This window comes from Shigella sp. SIG3, assembly GCF_053555855.1.
Genome location: NZ_JBQZXE010000083.1, coordinates 1 through 16,767, shown reverse-complemented (window position 1 = coordinate 16,767; position 16,767 = coordinate 1). Strand labels below are relative to the sequence as shown.

The 16,767-nt window shown below is 51.4% G+C and carries 13 protein-coding genes; 9 read left to right on the top strand and 4 right to left on the bottom strand.

Going from position 1 to position 16,767, the window contains the following annotated elements; genetic code table 11:
- The first annotated feature begins 81 nt into the window (after window positions 1-81).
- From ssuE to ssuB, 5 genes are read left to right on the top strand one after another with little or no spacing between them, the layout of a single operon-like run.
- Complete coding sequence (gene ssuE, locus ACUU1I_RS14415; RefSeq protein ID WP_001263928.1) at window positions 82-657, top strand: NADPH-dependent FMN reductase; 576 nt, start codon at window positions 82-84, stop codon at window positions 655-657.
- Window positions 650-1,609 carry an aliphatic sulfonate ABC transporter substrate-binding protein SsuA gene (gene ssuA, locus ACUU1I_RS14410; RefSeq protein ID WP_001244323.1) on the top strand — a complete coding sequence of 320 codons (960 nt, stop codon included), beginning with the start codon at window positions 650-652 and terminating at the stop codon, window positions 1,607-1,609. Before ssuE ends, ssuA begins: the two co-directional genes overlap by 8 nt.
- The gene (ssuD, locus tag ACUU1I_RS14405; protein ID WP_000055960.1) at window positions 1,606-2,751 is read left to right on the top strand and encodes an FMNH2-dependent alkanesulfonate monooxygenase; all 1,146 of its coding nucleotides are present in this window, start codon (window positions 1,606-1,608) and stop codon (window positions 2,749-2,751) included. Before ssuA ends, ssuD begins: the two co-directional genes overlap by 4 nt.
- 11 nt (window positions 2,752-2,762) lie before the next feature.
- Window positions 2,763-3,410 carry an ABC transporter permease subunit gene (locus ACUU1I_RS14400; RefSeq protein WP_005069614.1) on the top strand — a complete coding sequence of 216 codons (648 nt, stop codon included), beginning with the start codon at window positions 2,763-2,765 and terminating at the stop codon, window positions 3,408-3,410.
- The gene (gene ssuB / locus ACUU1I_RS14395; RefSeq protein WP_001090496.1) at window positions 3,407-4,174 is read left to right on the top strand and encodes an aliphatic sulfonates ABC transporter ATP-binding protein; all 768 of its coding nucleotides are present in this window, start codon (window positions 3,407-3,409) and stop codon (window positions 4,172-4,174) included. Before ACUU1I_RS14400 ends, ssuB begins: the two co-directional genes overlap by 4 nt.
- A 206-nt stretch (window positions 4,175-4,380) precedes the next feature.
- Here ssuB and pepN read toward each other — a convergent pair whose 3' ends face one another.
- Complete coding sequence (gene pepN / locus ACUU1I_RS14390; RefSeq protein WP_000193827.1) at window positions 4,381-6,996, bottom strand: aminopeptidase N; 2,616 nt, start codon at window positions 6,994-6,996, stop codon at window positions 4,381-4,383.
- Window positions 6,997-7,261: 265 nt separating this feature from the next.
- Between pepN and pncB the strand changes: the two genes are divergently transcribed.
- From pncB to aspC, 4 genes are all read left to right on the top strand, one after another.
- Window positions 7,262-8,464, top strand: coding sequence for a nicotinate phosphoribosyltransferase (gene pncB, locus ACUU1I_RS14385; protein WP_001297200.1), 1,203 nt, complete (start codon window positions 7,262-7,264; stop codon window positions 8,462-8,464).
- A gap of 169 nt (window positions 8,465-8,633) precedes the next feature.
- Window positions 8,634-10,034 (top strand): asparagine--tRNA ligase, encoded by a 1,401-nt coding sequence (asnS, locus tag ACUU1I_RS14380; protein WP_000117881.1) that lies wholly within the window; start codon window positions 8,634-8,636, stop codon window positions 10,032-10,034.
- Between the two features lie 601 nt (window positions 10,035-10,635).
- Window positions 10,636-11,724 (top strand): porin OmpF, encoded by a 1,089-nt coding sequence (ompF, locus tag ACUU1I_RS14375; RefSeq protein WP_000977920.1) that lies wholly within the window; start codon window positions 10,636-10,638, stop codon window positions 11,722-11,724.
- 184 nt (window positions 11,725-11,908) lie between these two features.
- Window positions 11,909-13,099, top strand: a complete 1,191-nt coding sequence (gene aspC, locus ACUU1I_RS14370; protein WP_000462690.1) for an aspartate transaminase — start codon at window positions 11,909-11,911, stop codon at window positions 13,097-13,099.
- 222 nt (window positions 13,100-13,321) lie between these two features.
- On the opposite strand, the gene gloC is transcribed toward aspC, so the two are convergent.
- The 3 genes from gloC to ldtD all read right to left on the bottom strand — a co-directional run bounded on the left by gloC (window position 13,322) and on the right by ldtD (window position 16,572).
- Window positions 13,322-13,969, bottom strand: coding sequence for a hydroxyacylglutathione hydrolase GloC (gloC, locus tag ACUU1I_RS14365; protein ID WP_001109489.1), 648 nt, complete (start codon window positions 13,967-13,969; stop codon window positions 13,322-13,324).
- A 26-nt stretch (window positions 13,970-13,995) separates the two neighbouring features.
- Window positions 13,996-14,544 (bottom strand): YcbK family protein, encoded by a 549-nt coding sequence (locus ACUU1I_RS14360; RefSeq protein ID WP_001295932.1) that lies wholly within the window; start codon window positions 14,542-14,544, stop codon window positions 13,996-13,998.
- Between the two features lie 180 nt (window positions 14,545-14,724).
- A complete protein-coding gene (ldtD, locus tag ACUU1I_RS14355) occupies window positions 14,725-16,572 on the bottom strand; it encodes a L,D-transpeptidase (RefSeq protein WP_000925981.1) in 1,848 nt (615 codons plus the stop codon).
- Window positions 16,573-16,767: the final 195 nt, after the last annotated feature.

The following is a 16,767-nucleotide window of genomic DNA, read 5'->3' as shown; positions in this document are numbered from 1 at the left end:
ATTTTCTTGTCTCTCCGACAGACTGACCGAATTGTTATCAATGTTAACAAAAAAAAGAACAATTGGTTATAAGGAGAGAGTATGCGTGTCATCACCCTGGCGGGTAGTCCTCGCTTTCCTTCTCGCTCCAGCTCCTTGCTGGAATATGCGCGGGAAAAACTAAATGGCCTAGATGTAGAGGTTTATCACTGGAATCTGCAAAACTTCGCCCCGGAAGATCTGCTTTATGCTCGTTTCGATAGTCCGGCACTCAAGACCTTCACCGAACAGCTGCAACAGGCTGATGGGCTGATTGTCGCCACGCCTGTGTATAAAGCCGCCTATTCCGGCGCGCTGAAAACCCTGCTCGACCTGCTGCCAGAGCGCGCTTTGCAAGGCAAAGTGGTGCTACCGCTGGCGACGGGCGGTACCGTGGCCCATCTGCTGGCGGTCGATTATGCCCTTAAACCAGTTTTAAGCGCACTGAAAGCTCAGGAGATCCTGCACGGCGTGTTTGCCGATGACTCACAATTAATTGATTACCATCACAGACCCCAGTTCACGCCAAATCTGCAACCCCATCTTGATACCGCGCTAGAAACTTTCTGGCAGGCATTGCACCGCCGCGATGTTCAGGTTCCTGACCTTCTGTCTCTGCGAGGTAATGCCCATGCGTAACATCATTAAACTGGCGCTGGCGGGATTGCTTAGCGTCTCTACTTTTGCGGTTGCTGCAGAATCCTCGCCTGAAGCGTTACGTATAGGCTATCAGAAAGGCAGTATTGGTATGGTGCTGGCAAAAAGCCACCAGTTACTGGAAAAACGCTATCCGCAATCAAAAATCTCCTGGGTGGAGTTCCCCGCGGGTCCGCAAATGTTGGAAGCGTTAAACGTTGGCAGTATTGATCTCGGCAGTACCGGGGATATTCCGCCAATCTTTGCCCAGGCTGCCGGGGCTGATTTGGTATATGTGGGCGTCGAGCCACCGAAGCCCAAAGCCGAAGTGATTCTGGTGGCAGAAAACAGCCCGATCAAAACCGTAGCCGATCTTAAAGGTCACAAAGTTGCCTTTCAGAAAGGTTCCAGTTCACACAACCTTTTACTGCGTGCACTGCGTCAGGCCGGACTTAAATTCACCGATATCCAGCCCACTTACCTGACGCCTGCCGGTGCCCGCGCCGCGTTCCAGCAAGGTAACGTTGACGCCTGGGCTATCTGGGATCCCTACTACTCCGCTGCGTTATTACAGGGCGGCGTGCGGGTGCTGAAAGACGGCACCGATCTCAATCAAACTGGATCGTTTTATCTGGCAGCTCGTCCCTATGCAGAAAAAAACGGCGCTTTTATTCAGGGCGTACTGGCAACCTTTAGTGAGGCCGATGCGTTAACCCGCAGCCAGCGCGAACAAAGCATCGCTTTACTGGCAAAAACGATTGGCTTACCGGCACCGGTGATTGCCTCTTACTTAGATCATCGCCCTCCTACCACCATCAAACCGGTTAACGCCGAGGTTGCCGCCTTACAGCAGCAAACGGCAGATCTGTTTTATGAAAACCGTCTGGTGCCGAAAAAAGTCGATATTCGCCAGCGCATCTGGCAGCCCACTCAACTGGAAGGAAAACAATTATGAGTCTGAATATGTTCTGGTTTTTACCGACCCACGGTGACGGGCACTATCTGGGAACGGAAGAAGGTTCACGCCCGGTTGATCACGGTTATCTGCAACAAATTGCGCAAGCGGCGGATCGTCTGGGCTATACCGGTGTGCTGATCCCAACGGGGCGATCGTGTGAAGATGCGTGGCTGGTTGCAGCGTCGATGATCCCGGTGACGCAGCGGCTGAAGTTTCTTGTCGCCCTGCGTCCCAGCGTAACCTCACCTACTGTTGCCGCCCGCCAGGCCGCCACGCTTGACCGTCTCTCAAATGGTCGTGCGTTGTTTAATCTGGTCACAGGCAGCGATCCACAAGAGCTGGCAGGCGACGGCGTGTTCCTTGATCATAGCGAGCACTACGAAGCCTCGGCGGAATTTACCCAGGTCTGGCGGCGCTTATTGCTGGGGGAAACCGTCAATTTCAACGGTAAACATATTCATGTGCGCGGAGCAAAACTGCTCTTCCCGCCGATTCAACAGCCTTATCCTCCGCTTTACTTTGGCGGATCGTCAGATGTCGCCCAGGAGCTGGCGGCAGAACAAGTTGATCTCTACCTCACCTGGGGCGAACCGCCGGAACTTGTTAAAGAGAAAATCGAACAAGTGCGGGCGAAAGCTGCCGCGTATGGGCGCAAAATTCGTTTCGGTATTCGTCTGCATGTGATTGTTCGTGAAACTAACGACGAAGCGTGGCAGGCCGCCGAGCGGTTAATCTCGCATCTTGATGATGAGACTATCGCCAAAGCACAAGCCGCATTCGCCCGGACGGATTCCGTAGGACAACAGCGAATGGCGGCGCTACATAACGGCAAGCGCGACAATCTGGAGATCAGCCCCAATTTATGGGCGGGCGTTGGCTTAGTGCGCGGCGGTGCCGGAACGGCGCTGGTGGGCGATGGTCCTACGGTCGCCGCGCGAATCAACGAATACGCCGCGCTTGGCATCGACAGCTTTGTGCTTTCGGGCTACCCGCATCTGGAAGAAGCGTATCGGGTTGGCGAGTTGCTGTTCCCACATCTGGATGTCGCCATTCCGGAAATTCCCCAGCCGCAGCCGCTGAATCCGCAAGGCGAAGCGGTGGCGAATGATTTTATCCCCCGTAAAGTCGCGCAAAGCTAAGGAACACGATGATGGCAACGCCAGTGAAGAAGTGGTTATTGCGCGTTGCCCCCTGGTTTTTACCGGTGGGCATCGTGGCGGTGTGGCAACTGGCCTCCTCGGTTGGCTGGCTGTCGACGCGTATTTTGCCTTCACCGGAAGGAGTGGTGACGGCGTTCTGGACGCTCTCCGCCAGCGGCGAACTGTGGCAGCATCTGGCGCTGATCCCGCTGGTGATTTTGTGGTTTGGCATTGATGAATCCGCGAAAATCTTTCTGGTGGCGCTCGGTACGCTGTTCCCCATTTATATCAACACCTGGCATGGCATCCGTAATATCGATCGCGGGCTGGTGGAGATGGCGCGTAGCTATGGATTATCCGGCATACCGCTGTTTATCCATGTGATCCTGCCCGATGCCCTGCCCTCAATTATGGTCGGCGTGCGTTTTGCGTTGGGCCTGATGTGGCTGACGCTGATTGTTGCCGAAACCATTTCTGCCAATTCCGGCATTGGTTATCTGGCGATGAATGCGCGAGAGTTTTTGCAAACAGACGTGGTGGTAGTCGCTATTATTCTTTACGCCCTGCTCGGCAAACTTGCTGACGTCAGCGCGCAGCTGTTAGAGCGCCTCTGGTTGAGCTGGAACCCGGCTTATCATTTGAAGGAGGCCACGATATGAATACTGCTCGTCTGAACCAGGGCACACCATTGTTGCTCAATGCAGTAAGCAAACATTACGCGGAAAATATCGTCCTGAACCAACTGGATTTACATATTCCGGCAGGTCAGTTTGTGGCGGTGGTGGGCCGCAGCGGTGGTGGTAAAAGTACCCTGCTGCGCCTGCTGGCCGGTCTGGAAACGCCAACCGCAGGCGATGTGTTAGCGGGCACCACACCGCTGGCTGAAATTCAGGATGATACGCGAATGATGTTTCAGGATGCGCGTCTGCTGCCGTGGAAATCGGTGATTGATAACGTTGGGTTAGGCCTTAAAGGTCAGTGGCGCGATGCCGCGCGTCGGGCGTTGGCTGCGGTAGGACTGGAGAATCGCGCCGGGGAATGGCCTGCCGCACTTTCTGGCGGGCAGAAACAGCGTGTGGCGCTGGCAAGAGCGTTGATTCATCGACCGGGTTTATTGTTGCTTGATGAACCGCTCGGGGCACTGGACGCCTTAACGCGACTCGAGATGCAGGATTTGATTGTGTCACTTTGGCAGCAGCACGGCTTTACCGTACTGTTGGTGACGCATGATGTGAGCGAAGCGGTAGCAATGGCTGACCGGGTGTTGTTAATTGAAGAGGGAAAAATTAGTCTGGATTTGACAGTGGATATCCCCCGTCCGCGTCGATTAGGGTCGGTGCGATTAGCGGAGCTGGAAGCGGAAGTATTGCAACGGGTAATGCGGCGTGGGCATTCTGAACAACTGATTCGGCGTCATGGTTAATATGCCGGATGTGGCGCACAAAACCAGCATTTTCAACGGACTTGTAGGCCTGATAAGACACGTCAAGCATCGCATCAGGCAGTTGGGCACGGCTGCCGGATGCGGCGTGAACGCCTTATCCAGCCTACAAAACCAGCAATTTCAACGGAGTTGTAGGCCTGATAAGACGCGTCAAGCGTCGCATCAGGCATTTTGGCTCAAAAGTATCAAGCCAGTGCTTTAGTTATCTTCTCGTAAAGATCGCCAGAGAGATTTTCCAGCCCTTTCAACTGTTCCAGCGCCGCGCGCATTTTCTCCTGACGTTTGGCATCATAACGTTTCAGGCGAATCAGCGGTTCAATCAGACGTGAAGCTACCTGCGGGTTACGGCTGTTGAGGTCGGTAAGCATTTCCACCAGGAACTGGTAACCGCTGCCATCTTCGGCATGGAACGCTGCCGGGTTGCTGCCCGCAAACGCACCAATCAACGAACGAATACGGTTCGGGTTGCTCATGGTAAATGAGCGATGCTGCAACAGACCACGCACCGTCTCCAGCACATTCGCCGCCGGGCTGGTGGCTTGCAGGATAAACCATTTATCCATCACCAGACCGTCCTGATGCCACTTATCGTCGTACTCCTGCATCAGCGCGTCACGGCAAGGCAGCTGTGCAGCAACCGCCGCAGAAAGCGCTGCCAGCGCATCGGTCATATTGTTTGCTTCATGGTATTGCTTGCTCACCAGCACGTCAGCCAGATGCGTTTCACCAAAAGCAAGGAAGCGCAGGCAGGCATTACGCAGAGTGCGTTTTGCAATATCTTCATGCTCAACACGGTACTCGCTCTGGTAATTCGCGTTGTAAATAGCCAGCAGCTCATCCGCCAGTTCAGTCGCCAGAGTACGAGTGAGTGCTTCGCGTACTTCGGCAATAGCAATCGGGTCTATGATATCGAACAGTTCAGCCATTTCATTGACAGAAGGCAGCGTCAGGATTTCTGCCGCCAGCGCCGGATCAATCTTCTCATCGAGCAGCACCGCGCGGAAAGCGTCAGCCACATGTACCGGCAGAGACAGCGGCTGCCCTTGCTGATGACGGGCGACGTTCAGCTTGATGTAGGTTGCCAGCAAACTTTGCGCCGCATCCCAACGGGAGAAATCATTACGCGCATGACGCATCAGGAAGGTCAGTTGCTGATCGCTCCACTTATATTCCAGTTTCACTGGCGCAGAGAATTCGCACAGCAGCGCAGGCACCGGCTGGAAGTAGACATTATCAAAAACAAAGGTCTGTTCCGCCTGGGTGACGTTCAGCACGGAATTCACCGGATGACCGCCTTTCTGCAACGGGATCACTTTGCCTTCGTTGTCATACAATTCGATGGCAAACGGAATATGCAGCGGCTGTTTTTCTGCCTGATCCGGCGTGGCTGGCGTGCGCTGGCTGATGGTCAGGGTGTACTGCTCAGTTTCCGGATTGTAGTCGTCTTTGACGGTCACAACCGGCGTACCGGACTGGCTGTACCAACGGCGGAAATGGGAGAGATCAACATTCGACGCATCTTCCATCGCCTGCACAAAGTCGTCACAGGTCGCTGCGCTACCATCATGACGCTCGAAATAGAGTTGCATCCCTTTCTGGAAGTTTTCTTCGCCCAGCAGGGTGTGGATCATACGGATCACTTCCGCGCCCTTCTCGTAAACGGTCAGGGTGTAGAAGTTGTTCATCTCAATGACCATGTCCGGGCGGATTGGGTGCGCCATCGGGCTGGCGTCTTCCGCAAACTGCAATCCGCGCATGGTGCGCACATTATTGATGCGGTTAACTGCGCGGGAACCAAGGTCAGAGCTGAATTCCTGATCGCGGAAGACGGTTAAACCTTCTTTCAGGCTGAGCTGGAACCAGTCGCGGCAGGTCACTCGGTTACCGGTCCAGTTATGGAAATATTCATGGCCGATAACGCGTTCAATATCGAGGTAATCTTTGTCGGTGGCGGTGTCGGTGCGGGCCAGCACATATTTGGAGTTAAAGATATTCAGACCCTTATTCTCCATTGCGCCCATATTGAAGAAATCCACCGCGACGATCATATAGATGTCGAGGTCATACTCCAGGCCAAAGCGTTCTTCATCCCATTTCATGGAGTTTTTCAGCGAGGTCATCGCCCACGGCGCGCGATCAAGGTTGCCGCGATCGACGTACAGCTCCAGTGCTACTTCGCGACCAGAACGCGTGGTAAAGGTATCGCGCAGTACATCAAAGTCGCCTGCCACCAGCGCAAACAGGTAGCACGGTTTCGGGAACGGGTCCTGCCACTGTACCCAATGGCGTCCGTTTTCGAGTTCGCCTTGCGCAACGCGGTTACCATTGGAAAGCAGGAAGGGATATTTGATTTTATCGGCAATAATTTTGGTGGTAAAACGCGCCAGCACGTCCGGGCGGTCGAGATAATACGTAATATGGCGGAAACCTTCGGCTTCACACTGGGTGCAAAGCGCATCGCCTGACTGATAAAGCCCTTCCAGCGCCGTATTCGCCGCCGGGCTTATTTCATTAATGATCTTAAGCGTAAAACGCTCCGGCAAATTACTGATGACCAGTGCGCCCTCTTCTTCTTCTTTCCAGGCGGTCCACGGCTCATCATTAATATGAACAGAAACCAGTTTGAGGTCTTCGCCGTTGAGACGAAGCGGAGCATCTGATGCACCATGACGGACAGCCTGGCTGACCGCGGTAACGACCGTCTTTTGCGCGTCGAGGTCAAAGGTCAAGTCAATATCAGTAATCTGGTAATCCGGCGCACGATAATCGTGACGGTATTTGGCTTGTGGCTGTTGAGTCATAAATAACCTTTAGCATCTTTTATAGAGTCTGGTGTTCAGTCTATTCCTGTTGCGTAAATCGCGCTATGCAGAATCTTCATCTTTTCAGGTACAAACGCCTTTATTGCTACATTTTTATAACATACACCGCGTAATGCCATCGACCAGAAAGGTGGCATATGGTGTGATCGGGGTTCAATAAATTGCGAAACAAGGTATACTCCAGCAGTTCCTGAAGATGTTTATTGTACTAAACGCTCCTGTACGAGGACGCTACTGCGCACCTATGACACAATTCGCTTCTCCTGTTCTGCACTCGTTGCTGGATACAGATGCTTATAAGTTGCATATGCAGCAAGCCGTGTTTCATCACTATTACGATGTGCATGTCGCGGCGGAGTTTCGTTGCCGAGGTGACGATCTGCTGGGTATTTATGCCGATGCTATTCGTGAACAGATTCAGGCGATGCAGCACCTGCGCCTGCAGGATGATGAATATCAGTGGCTCTCTGCCCTGCCTTTCTTTAAGGCCGACTATCTTAACTGGTTACGCGAGTTCCGCTTTAACCCGGAACAAGTCACCGTGTCCAACGATAATGGCAAGCTGGATATTCGCTTAAGCGGTCCGTGGCGTGAAGTCATCCTCTGGGAAGTTCCTTTGCTGGCGGTTATCAGTGAAATGGTACATCGCTATCGCTCACCGCAGGCCGACGTTGCGCAAGCCCTCGACACGCTGGAAAGCAAATTAGTCGACTTCTCGGCGTTAACCGCCGGTCTTGATATGTCGCGCTTCCATCTGATGGATTTTGGCACCCGTCGCCGTTTTTCTCGCGAAGTACAAGAAACCATCGTTAAGCGTCTGCAACAGGAATCCTGGTTCGTGGGCACCAGCAACTACGATCTGGCGCGTCGGCTTTCCCTCACGCCGATGGGAACACAGGCACACGAATGGTTCCAGGCACATCAGCAAATCAGCCCGGATCTAGCCAACAGCCAGCGAGCTGCACTTGCTGCCTGGCTGGAAGAGTATCCCGACCAACTTGGCATTGCATTAACCGACTGCATCACTATGGATGCTTTCCTGCGTGATTTCGGTGTCGAGTTCGCTAGTCGGTATCAGGGCCTGCGTCATGACTCTGGCGACCCGGTTGAATGGGGTGAAAAAGCCATTGCACATTATGAAAAGCTGGGAATTGATCCACAGAGTAAAACGCTGGTTTTCTCTGACAATCTGGATTTACGCAAAGCGGTTGAGCTATACCGCCACTTCTCTTCCCGCGTGCAATTAAGTTTTGGTATTGGGACTCGCCTGACCTGCGATATCCCCCAGGTAAAACCCCTGAATATTGTGATTAAGTTGGTAGAGTGTAACGGTAAACCGGTGGCGAAACTTTCTGACAGCCCTGGCAAAACTATCTGCCATGATAAAGCGTTTGTTCGGGCGCTGCGCAAAGCGTTCGACCTTCCGCATATTAAAAAAGCCAGTTAATATCATCAGGGAGCTAATCGGCTCCCTTTTTTACCTTTAATTCCGAAATCTTTCGCTGCATTTGCGAATTCTGCTTGTCTGATTGCAGATGCCAGGTAACATAGGTATCCCCCCCCATTTACGGGTGGACAAGTGTTTATTTTTTCCGACTATTAACAGAGAGAATATTATGAGCGTTGTGCCTGTAGCCGACGTACTCCAGGGCCGCGTAGCCGTTGACAGCGAAGTCACCGTACGCGGATGGGTACGTACCCGCCGAGATTCAAAAGCTGGCATCTCCTTCCTCGCCGTTTATGACGGTTCCTGCTTTGATCCTGTACAGGCTGTCATCAATAATTCTCTGCCCAATTACAATGAAGACGTCCTGCGTCTGACCACCGGCTGCTCGGTCATTGTGACGGGTAAAGTCGTGGCATCGCCGGGCCAGGGGCAACAATTTGAAATTCAGGCCAGCAAGGTTGAAGTTGCTGGTTGGGTTGAAGATCCAGACACTTACCCGATGGCGGCAAAACGCCACAGCATTGAGTATCTGCGTGAAGTCGCTCACCTGCGTCCGCGCACAAACCTGATTGGTGCCGTCGCGCGCGTTCGCCATACGCTGGCGCAGGCGCTGCATCGCTTCTTTAACGAGCAGGGATTCTTCTGGGTTTCAACGCCACTGATTACCGCATCTGATACCGAAGGTGCAGGCGAAATGTTCCGCGTTTCTACGCTGGATCTGGAAAACCTGCCGCGTAACGATCAGGGCAAAGTGGATTTCGACAAAGACTTCTTTGGTAAAGAGTCTTTCCTGACCGTATCTGGCCAGTTGAACGGCGAAACCTACGCTTGCGCATTATCCAAAATTTATACCTTCGGCCCGACTTTCCGTGCTGAAAACTCCAACACCAGCCGTCACCTGGCGGAATTCTGGATGCTGGAGCCGGAAGTGGCGTTTGCTAACCTGAACGATATCGCGGGTCTGGCTGAAGCCATGCTGAAATATGTCTTCAAAGCGGTTCTCGAAGAACGCGCAGACGACATGAAATTCTTCGCTGAACGCGTAGATAAAGATGCCGTTTCACGTCTGGAACGCTTCATTGAAGCCGATTTCGCACAGGTGGATTACACCGACGCAGTGACCATTCTCGAAAACTGCGGCAGGAAGTTTGAAAACCCGGTTTACTGGGGCGTCGATCTCTCTTCTGAGCATGAGCGTTATCTGGCGGAAGAACACTTTAAAGCACCGGTAGTGGTTAAAAACTATCCGAAAGATATTAAAGCGTTCTATATGCGCCTCAACGAAGACGGTAAAACCGTTGCGGCTATGGACGTTCTGGCTCCGGGCATCGGTGAGATCATTGGTGGCTCCCAGCGTGAAGAACGTCTGGACGTTCTGGACGAGCGTATGCTGGAAATGGGCCTGAATAAAGAAGATTACTGGTGGTATCGCGATCTGCGTCGCTACGGTACTGTTCCGCATTCAGGTTTCGGTCTTGGTTTTGAACGCCTGATTGCTTACGTAACTGGCGTGCAAAACGTGCGTGATGTGATTCCGTTCCCACGTACTCCGCGCAACGCCAGCTTCTGATTTTCTTCCTCAAAGAGCCAGCGCCTGCTGGCTCTTTTTTATCCTTTCTGTCAAGTTATCTGTTTGTTAAGTCAAGCAATCTATTTGCACCCCCGCCATAACGATCATCCTGTTACGGAATATTACATTGCAACATTTACGCACAAAAAATAACCCGCATTCTTATTGCGGATTAGTTTTTTCTTAGCTGATAGCACAATTTTCATACTATTTTTTGGCATTCTGGATGTCTGAAAGAGGATTTTGTGCCAGGTCGATAAAGTTTCCATCAGAAACAAAATTTCCGTTTAGTTAATTTAAATATAAGTAAATCATATAAATAGATAAAAATTGCTGTAAATATCATCACGTTTCTATGGAAATATGACGGTGTTCACAAAGCTCCTTAATTTTTACTTTTGGTTACATATTTTTTCTTTTTGAAACTAAATCTTTATCTTTGTAGCACTTTCACGGTAGCGAAACGTTAGTTTGAATGGAAAGATGCCTGCAGACACATAAAGACACCAAACTCTCATCAATAGTTCCGTAAATTTTTATTGACAGAACTTATTGACGGCAGTGGCAGGTGTCATAAAAAAAACCATGAGGGTAATAAATAATGATGAAGCGCAATATTCTGGCAGTGATCGTCCCTGCTCTGTTAGTAGCAGGTACTGCAAACGCTGCAGAAATCTATAACAAAGATGGCAACAAAGTAGATCTGTACGGTAAAGCTGTTGGTCTGCATTATTTTTCCAAGGGTAACGGTGAAAACAGTTACGGTGGCAATGGCGACATGACCTATGCCCGTCTTGGTTTTAAAGGGGAAACTCAAATCAATTCCGATCTGACCGGTTATGGTCAGTGGGAATATAACTTCCAGGGTAACAACTCTGAAGGCGCTGACGCTCAAACTGGTAACAAAACGCGTCTGGCATTCGCGGGTCTTAAATACGCTGACGTTGGTTCTTTCGATTACGGCCGTAACTACGGTGTGGTTTATGATGCACTGGGTTACACCGATATGCTGCCAGAATTTGGTGGTGATACTGCATACAGCGATGACTTCTTCGTTGGTCGTGTTGGCGGCGTTGCTACCTATCGTAACTCCAACTTCTTTGGTCTGGTTGATGGCCTGAACTTCGCTGTTCAGTACCTGGGTAAAAACGAGCGTGACACTGCACGCCGTTCTAACGGCGACGGTGTTGGCGGTTCTATCAGCTACGAATACGAAGGCTTTGGTATCGTTGGTGCTTATGGTGCAGCTGACCGTACCAACCTGCAAGAAGCTCAACCTCTTGGCAACGGTAAAAAAGCTGAACAGTGGGCTACTGGTCTGAAGTACGACGCGAACAACATCTACCTGGCAGCGAACTACGGTGAAACCCGTAACGCTACGCCGATCACTAATAAATTTACAAACACCAGCGGCTTCGCCAACAAAACGCAAGACGTTCTGTTAGTTGCGCAATACCAGTTCGATTTCGGTCTGCGTCCGTCCATCGCTTACACCAAATCTAAAGCGAAAGACGTAGAAGGTATCGGTGATGTTGATCTGGTGAACTACTTTGAAGTGGGCGCAACCTACTACTTCAACAAAAACATGTCCACCTATGTTGACTACATCATCAACCAGATCGATTCTGACAACAAACTGGGCGTAGGTTCAGACGACACCGTTGCTGTGGGTATCGTTTACCAGTTCTAATAGCACACCTCTTTGTTAAATGCCGAAAAAACAGGACGTTGGTCCTGTTTTTTTTATGCCTTCCAGAGCAATCTCACGTCTTGCAAAAACAGCCTGCGTTTTCATCAGTAATAATTGGAATTTTGTAAATCTCCCGTTACCCTGATAGCGGACTTCCCTTCTGTAACCATAATGGAACCTCGTCATGTTTGAGAACATTACCGCCGCTCCTGCCGACCCGATTCTGGGCCTGGCCGATCTGTTTCGTGCCGATGAACGTCCCGGCAAAATTAACCTCGGGATTGGTGTCTATAAAGATGAGACGGGCAAAACCCCGGTACTGACCAGCGTGAAAAAGGCTGAACAGTATCTGCTCGAAAATGAAACCACCAAAAATTACCTCGGCATTGACGGCATCCCTGAATTTGGTCGCTGCACTCAGGAACTGCTGTTTGGTAAAGGTAGCGCCCTGATCAATGACAAACGTGCTCGCACGGCACAGACTCCGGGTGGCACTGGCGCACTACGCGTGGCTGCCGACTTCCTGGCAAAAAATACCAGCGTTAAGCGTGTGTGGGTGAGCAACCCAAGCTGGCCGAACCATAAGAGCGTCTTTAACTCTGCAGGTCTGGAAGTTCGTGAATACGCTTATTATGATGCGGAAAATCACACCCTTGACTTCGATGCACTGATTAACAGTCTGAACGAAGCTCAGGCTGGCGACGTAGTGCTGTTCCATGGCTGCTGCCATAACCCAACCGGTATCGACCCTACGCTGGAACAATGGCAGACACTGGCACAACTCTCCGTTGAGAAAGGCTGGTTACCGCTGTTTGACTTCGCTTACCAGGGTTTTGCCCGTGGTCTGGAAGAAGATGCTGAAGGACTGCGCGCTTTCTCGGCTATGCATAAAGAGCTGATTGTTGCCAGTTCCTACTCTAAAAACTTTGGCCTGTACAACGAGCGTGTTGGCGCTTGTACTCTGGTTGCTGCCGACAGTGAAATCGTTGATCGCGCATTCAGCCAAATGAAAGCGGCGATTCGCGCTAACTACTCTAACCCTCCAGCACACGGCGCTTCTGTTGTTGCCACCATCCTGAGCAACGATGCATTACGTGCGATTTGGGAACAAGAGCTGACTGATATGCGCCAGCGTATTCAGCGTATGCGTCAGTTGTTCGTCAATACGCTGCAGGAAAAAGGTGCAAACCGCGACTTCAGCTTTATCATCAAACAGAACGGCATGTTCTCCTTCAGTGGTCTGACAAAAGAACAAGTGCTGCGTCTGCGCGAAGAGTTTGGCGTATATGCTGTTGCTTCTGGTCGCGTAAATGTGGCCGGGATGACACCAGATAACATGGCTCCGCTGTGCGAATCGATTGTGGCAGTGCTGTAAGCGTTAAAAACAATGAAGCCCGCTGAAAAGCGGGCTGAGACTGATGACAAACGCAACATTGCCTGATGCGCTACGCTTATCAGGCCTACGCGTCCCCTGCAATATTTTGAATTTGCACGATTTTGTAGGCCGGATAAGGCGCTCGTGCCGCATCCGGCATAAACAAAGCGCACTTTGCCAGAAATCCAGGCCCGCATTAAAAGTGGACTTTTTTATGCGCCTTTACCAGACGGGCATTTCGTCTTGCAGGAAGGGATTGTGCAGGCGCTCATAACCAAGTGTAGATAATGGTCCGTGACCCGGAATAAATGTCACGTCATCCCCCAGTGGCAGCAATTTATCTTTGATTGAAGAAATCAGTTGATTATGATCGCCACGCGGGAAGTCACTGCGCCCTACTCCGCCTTTGAAAATAACATCGCCAGAAATCAGCAGCTTTGCCCGATCATCAAAAAACACGACATGACCCGGCGTATGCCCAGGGCAATGTAACACCTGTAAAGTCACATTCCCTATGCTGATGGTATCGCCTTCGTTCAGCCAACGATCTGGCGTCAGCGACTGGCACTCTTCCAGACCAAACATACGACTTTGCGCAGGCAAGCCTTGCAGCCAGAACTCATCTTCTTTTTCCGGGCCAAAAACCGGCACGCCGTAATGTTGCGCCAGTTCCGCCGCTGCGCCAACGTGGTCCAGATGACCATGCGTCAGCAGGATCTGCATCAGTGTCAGGCCGCTGTCATCAACTTCCTGTTTGATTTTTTCCGCATCGCCGCCAGGATCGACCAGTGCGGCCAGGCGGGTTTGTTCACACCAGATCAATGAACAGTTCTGGGAGAATGCGGTGACCGGAATAATACGATAGTTCATACTGCCCCTGTTTCGTTAAGCGATTACTACCAGTGCCGTGCTGGCCCGGTATCAATATGCACAAAGTTACTACGTGGGTAATATCCTACACCACCTGCGCGCATAGATAACGCGGCTTTGCGAATATTGCTTAACGCGATACCTTCAATATGGAAATCCATCGCCTGGCCTTTAGTGTGATAGCTTTTCTTCGCTACTCCACGGCTGCGGGCGCGTAGTTCATTGTTGGTATCAATGGAACGATAACCGGAAATGAGTTGCACCGGTTTGCGCGTGCCTAACAACCCTTGCAGGCGATACAACTGGTCGAATAATCCTGGGTCGATGGACTTTATTTTGTTCGCGCGGTAATCGCGGAAAAAATGGTTAAGTTTTGCCAATTCTTCCTGAATATAGCCTCTGCCATCGAAAAACTCCGCTTTGATTGACTCTCCGGTATGAAGATTATTGAGTGTCAAAATGCGCGGGCGTGGGGTAGAGAGTGTTGCAAACGCAGGGGTCGGCAGGATGGCGGCACCGAGTGCAACGCCACCAAGCGCCAGCAATTTGCGGCGATTAGCGTCGAATTTGTCCATGATAATCAAGTCTACAGGTCAATGTTATCGTTTATATGCACTTCTGGCGCACAAGAGGCACCTTAACCGCCCGTAAAGCAGACGTCAAGATGACTCAACCCCAGCAGTGACGGGGGCTGCAGAGAATCGCCCCCAATCATGCTAATTATTACGACAATTGATTTCCCCGAACTACTTCATTTACCTGATTAATTGTTCCGCTTTCGATACGATTTGCGAGCTGGATCGCGCAGGCAGATCATAATTGTAAATATCTGTACGATACTGGGTACGATCATCTGCACCAACAAAGGCCGTCAGGTAGTAGAGATTCACCGGAATCGACTGCCGAATATTGACGTAACGTGTATCACCCTGCTTCAGCGCATCAGAAATACGTTTGTCATTCCATCCTGCATCCTGCAACAGCATATTCGCCAGATCGGAAGCTTTATTCACTCGTACACAGCCTGAGCTCAATGCGCGTGTATCACGCTTGAACAGATTGTGGTTCGGCGTGTCATGCAAATAAATGGCCTCTGAACTCGGCATATTGAATTTATAGCGCCCCAGCGAGTTCCGTGGGCCTGGAGCCTGCTGGAAGCGAAACGGTAAATTCGAGGCCGTGATTGTAGACCAGTCAACCTGCCATGGGTCAATCGCTTCTCTGCTGTTCCAGCCGCGCATCACCGTATAGCCATGGCTTTCGAGATATCCCGGATCGTTGCGCACTTTCGGCAGAATATCTTTGCGTGCCAGAGTTGGTGGTACGTTCCACGGCGGGTTTACCACTACGTTGTTAAGTGCACTGCTCATCATCGGCGTTTTGCGATCGGGGCGACCGACAATGACTCGCGAATCCAGCACCTGATTGCCGTTCTGATAGTAGAGCAGCGAATAGGCTGGAATGTTAACCATGATCCCGGTAGAAAGCTCTGTTGGCAGCAAGCGCAATCGCTGGATGTTGAGTGCCAACACGCCAGCACGCTGGGCGGGCGTTACGTTTAACCAGTCACGCGTTGCCGGGCCAATAGCACCATCTGCTCCCAATCCTTGCCATGCCTGAAAACGTTTAACGGCTTCCACCAGTTCATTATCGTAGGCGGCACGAACGGCAGGCGCAGGTTTACTACGAGACGTCGTTTGCTTGTCCATCGGCTTAGTTTCTGCTGTTTCAACAGTAACAGCGGATGGGCTGACTACCGCGTCAGTTGGCGTGTCATCGCCAGGTAGAGTAATTTTCGGCCCCCCGTCCAACATGCCTGTGCGTTGCAATATTTCGCGCAACGCCGGTACGTCGTTACTCCACTGCCCTGGGCGCAACGTTGCTTTGCCGGTCAGTTGGGGCCACGGTTTGGTGTCACTGAGTAAGGCCAGTAACGATTCATGCATCGCCGCATATTGCGGATGCTGCGGTGCCAGTCCTGCAACAAACGTAGGCAATTGACCTTTATCCAGCGCTAGCTGCCATTGGTTAATCACCGAAAGCGGCGGCGTTGAAAGCGCATAAGGTTTACTGCTATATAGCCAGCGAGTGCCTTTGATCGGAATATTTGCAATGAAATGGAGATAGCCCATCATCGCATCAGAGAGCACCACGTCACGTGCCATCCCGTTAACACCAGGATCGGTCAGTAACTCTACCCATTTATTAAACTGCGGCTGGAAACCAGCAATCGCCACCTCTGCCAGCTGTTGCTGGAAGGCTTTAACAGCATCACGGTTTTCCCACATGGGTTGCATATCGCGTGCGGCATACAACAGTTGAAGCTGGTTAAGATAAACCGGCTTGTAACCTGCGGGTAATTGAGATTCGATTTGCGTGCGGGCTTTTTCTGCCGCACCTTCAGGCAATGGCTGGATCCCCGCCATTATTGCCGTGGCTTGCGCCTGCGGCAGTGCCTCGCCCTGTTCACTGACAGCCACCGGGCTGTCGCCAGGGATTACTTCAGGCTCATCGGCCTGCGCATTGAACAGTGGAGCGAATGTTACGGCCAGGCACAAACTGATTGCCGACAGCCGACGACCACACATCATATTAAGCAACATCCCTTGCCCCCTGTTTTTATCATACTCTGAATAGCCAGGCTGTTATTTTACGACTTGCCTGTACAACGCCAATACTCACGAAAGTATGACGAGCAAGCCTGTTACTCATCAGGCTTATCTTCAGTATATAAACGCCGATACGTTTTTACATAACCTAATGTAAAGAAGTTTAAAGAAAAGCGCGCCGTTATGTGT

What these genes read in the sequence shown, in the direction of transcription:
- ssuB (WP_001090496.1), top strand. Translation starts at nt 3,407, where the DNA reads ATGAATACTGCTCGTCTGAACCAGGGCACACCATTGTTGCTCAATGCA.
- ssuD (WP_000055960.1), top strand. Translation starts at nt 1,606, where the DNA reads ATGAGTCTGAATATGTTCTGGTTTTTACCGACCCACGGTGACGGGCAC.
- pncB (WP_001297200.1), top strand. Translation starts at nt 7,262, where the DNA reads ATGACACAATTCGCTTCTCCTGTTCTGCACTCGTTGCTGGATACAGAT.
- aspC (WP_000462690.1), top strand. Translation starts at nt 11,909, where the DNA reads ATGTTTGAGAACATTACCGCCGCTCCTGCCGACCCGATTCTGGGCCTG.
- ldtD (WP_000925981.1), bottom strand. Translation starts at nt 16,572, where the DNA reads ATGTTGCTTAATATGATGTGTGGTCGTCGGCTGTCGGCAATCAGTTTG.
- ACUU1I_RS14400 (WP_005069614.1), top strand. Translation starts at nt 2,763, where the DNA reads ATGGCAACGCCAGTGAAGAAGTGGTTATTGCGCGTTGCCCCCTGGTTT.
- ssuA (WP_001244323.1), top strand. Translation starts at nt 650, where the DNA reads ATGCGTAACATCATTAAACTGGCGCTGGCGGGATTGCTTAGCGTCTCT.
- gloC (WP_001109489.1), bottom strand. Translation starts at nt 13,969, where the DNA reads ATGAACTATCGTATTATTCCGGTCACCGCATTCTCCCAGAACTGTTCA.
- asnS (WP_000117881.1), top strand. Translation starts at nt 8,634, where the DNA reads ATGAGCGTTGTGCCTGTAGCCGACGTACTCCAGGGCCGCGTAGCCGTT.
- ompF (WP_000977920.1), top strand. Translation starts at nt 10,636, where the DNA reads ATGATGAAGCGCAATATTCTGGCAGTGATCGTCCCTGCTCTGTTAGTA.
- ssuE (WP_001263928.1), top strand. Translation starts at nt 82, where the DNA reads ATGCGTGTCATCACCCTGGCGGGTAGTCCTCGCTTTCCTTCTCGCTCC.
- ACUU1I_RS14360 (WP_001295932.1), bottom strand. Translation starts at nt 14,544, where the DNA reads ATGGACAAATTCGACGCTAATCGCCGCAAATTGCTGGCGCTTGGTGGC.
- pepN (WP_000193827.1), bottom strand. Translation starts at nt 6,996, where the DNA reads ATGACTCAACAGCCACAAGCCAAATACCGTCACGATTATCGTGCGCCG.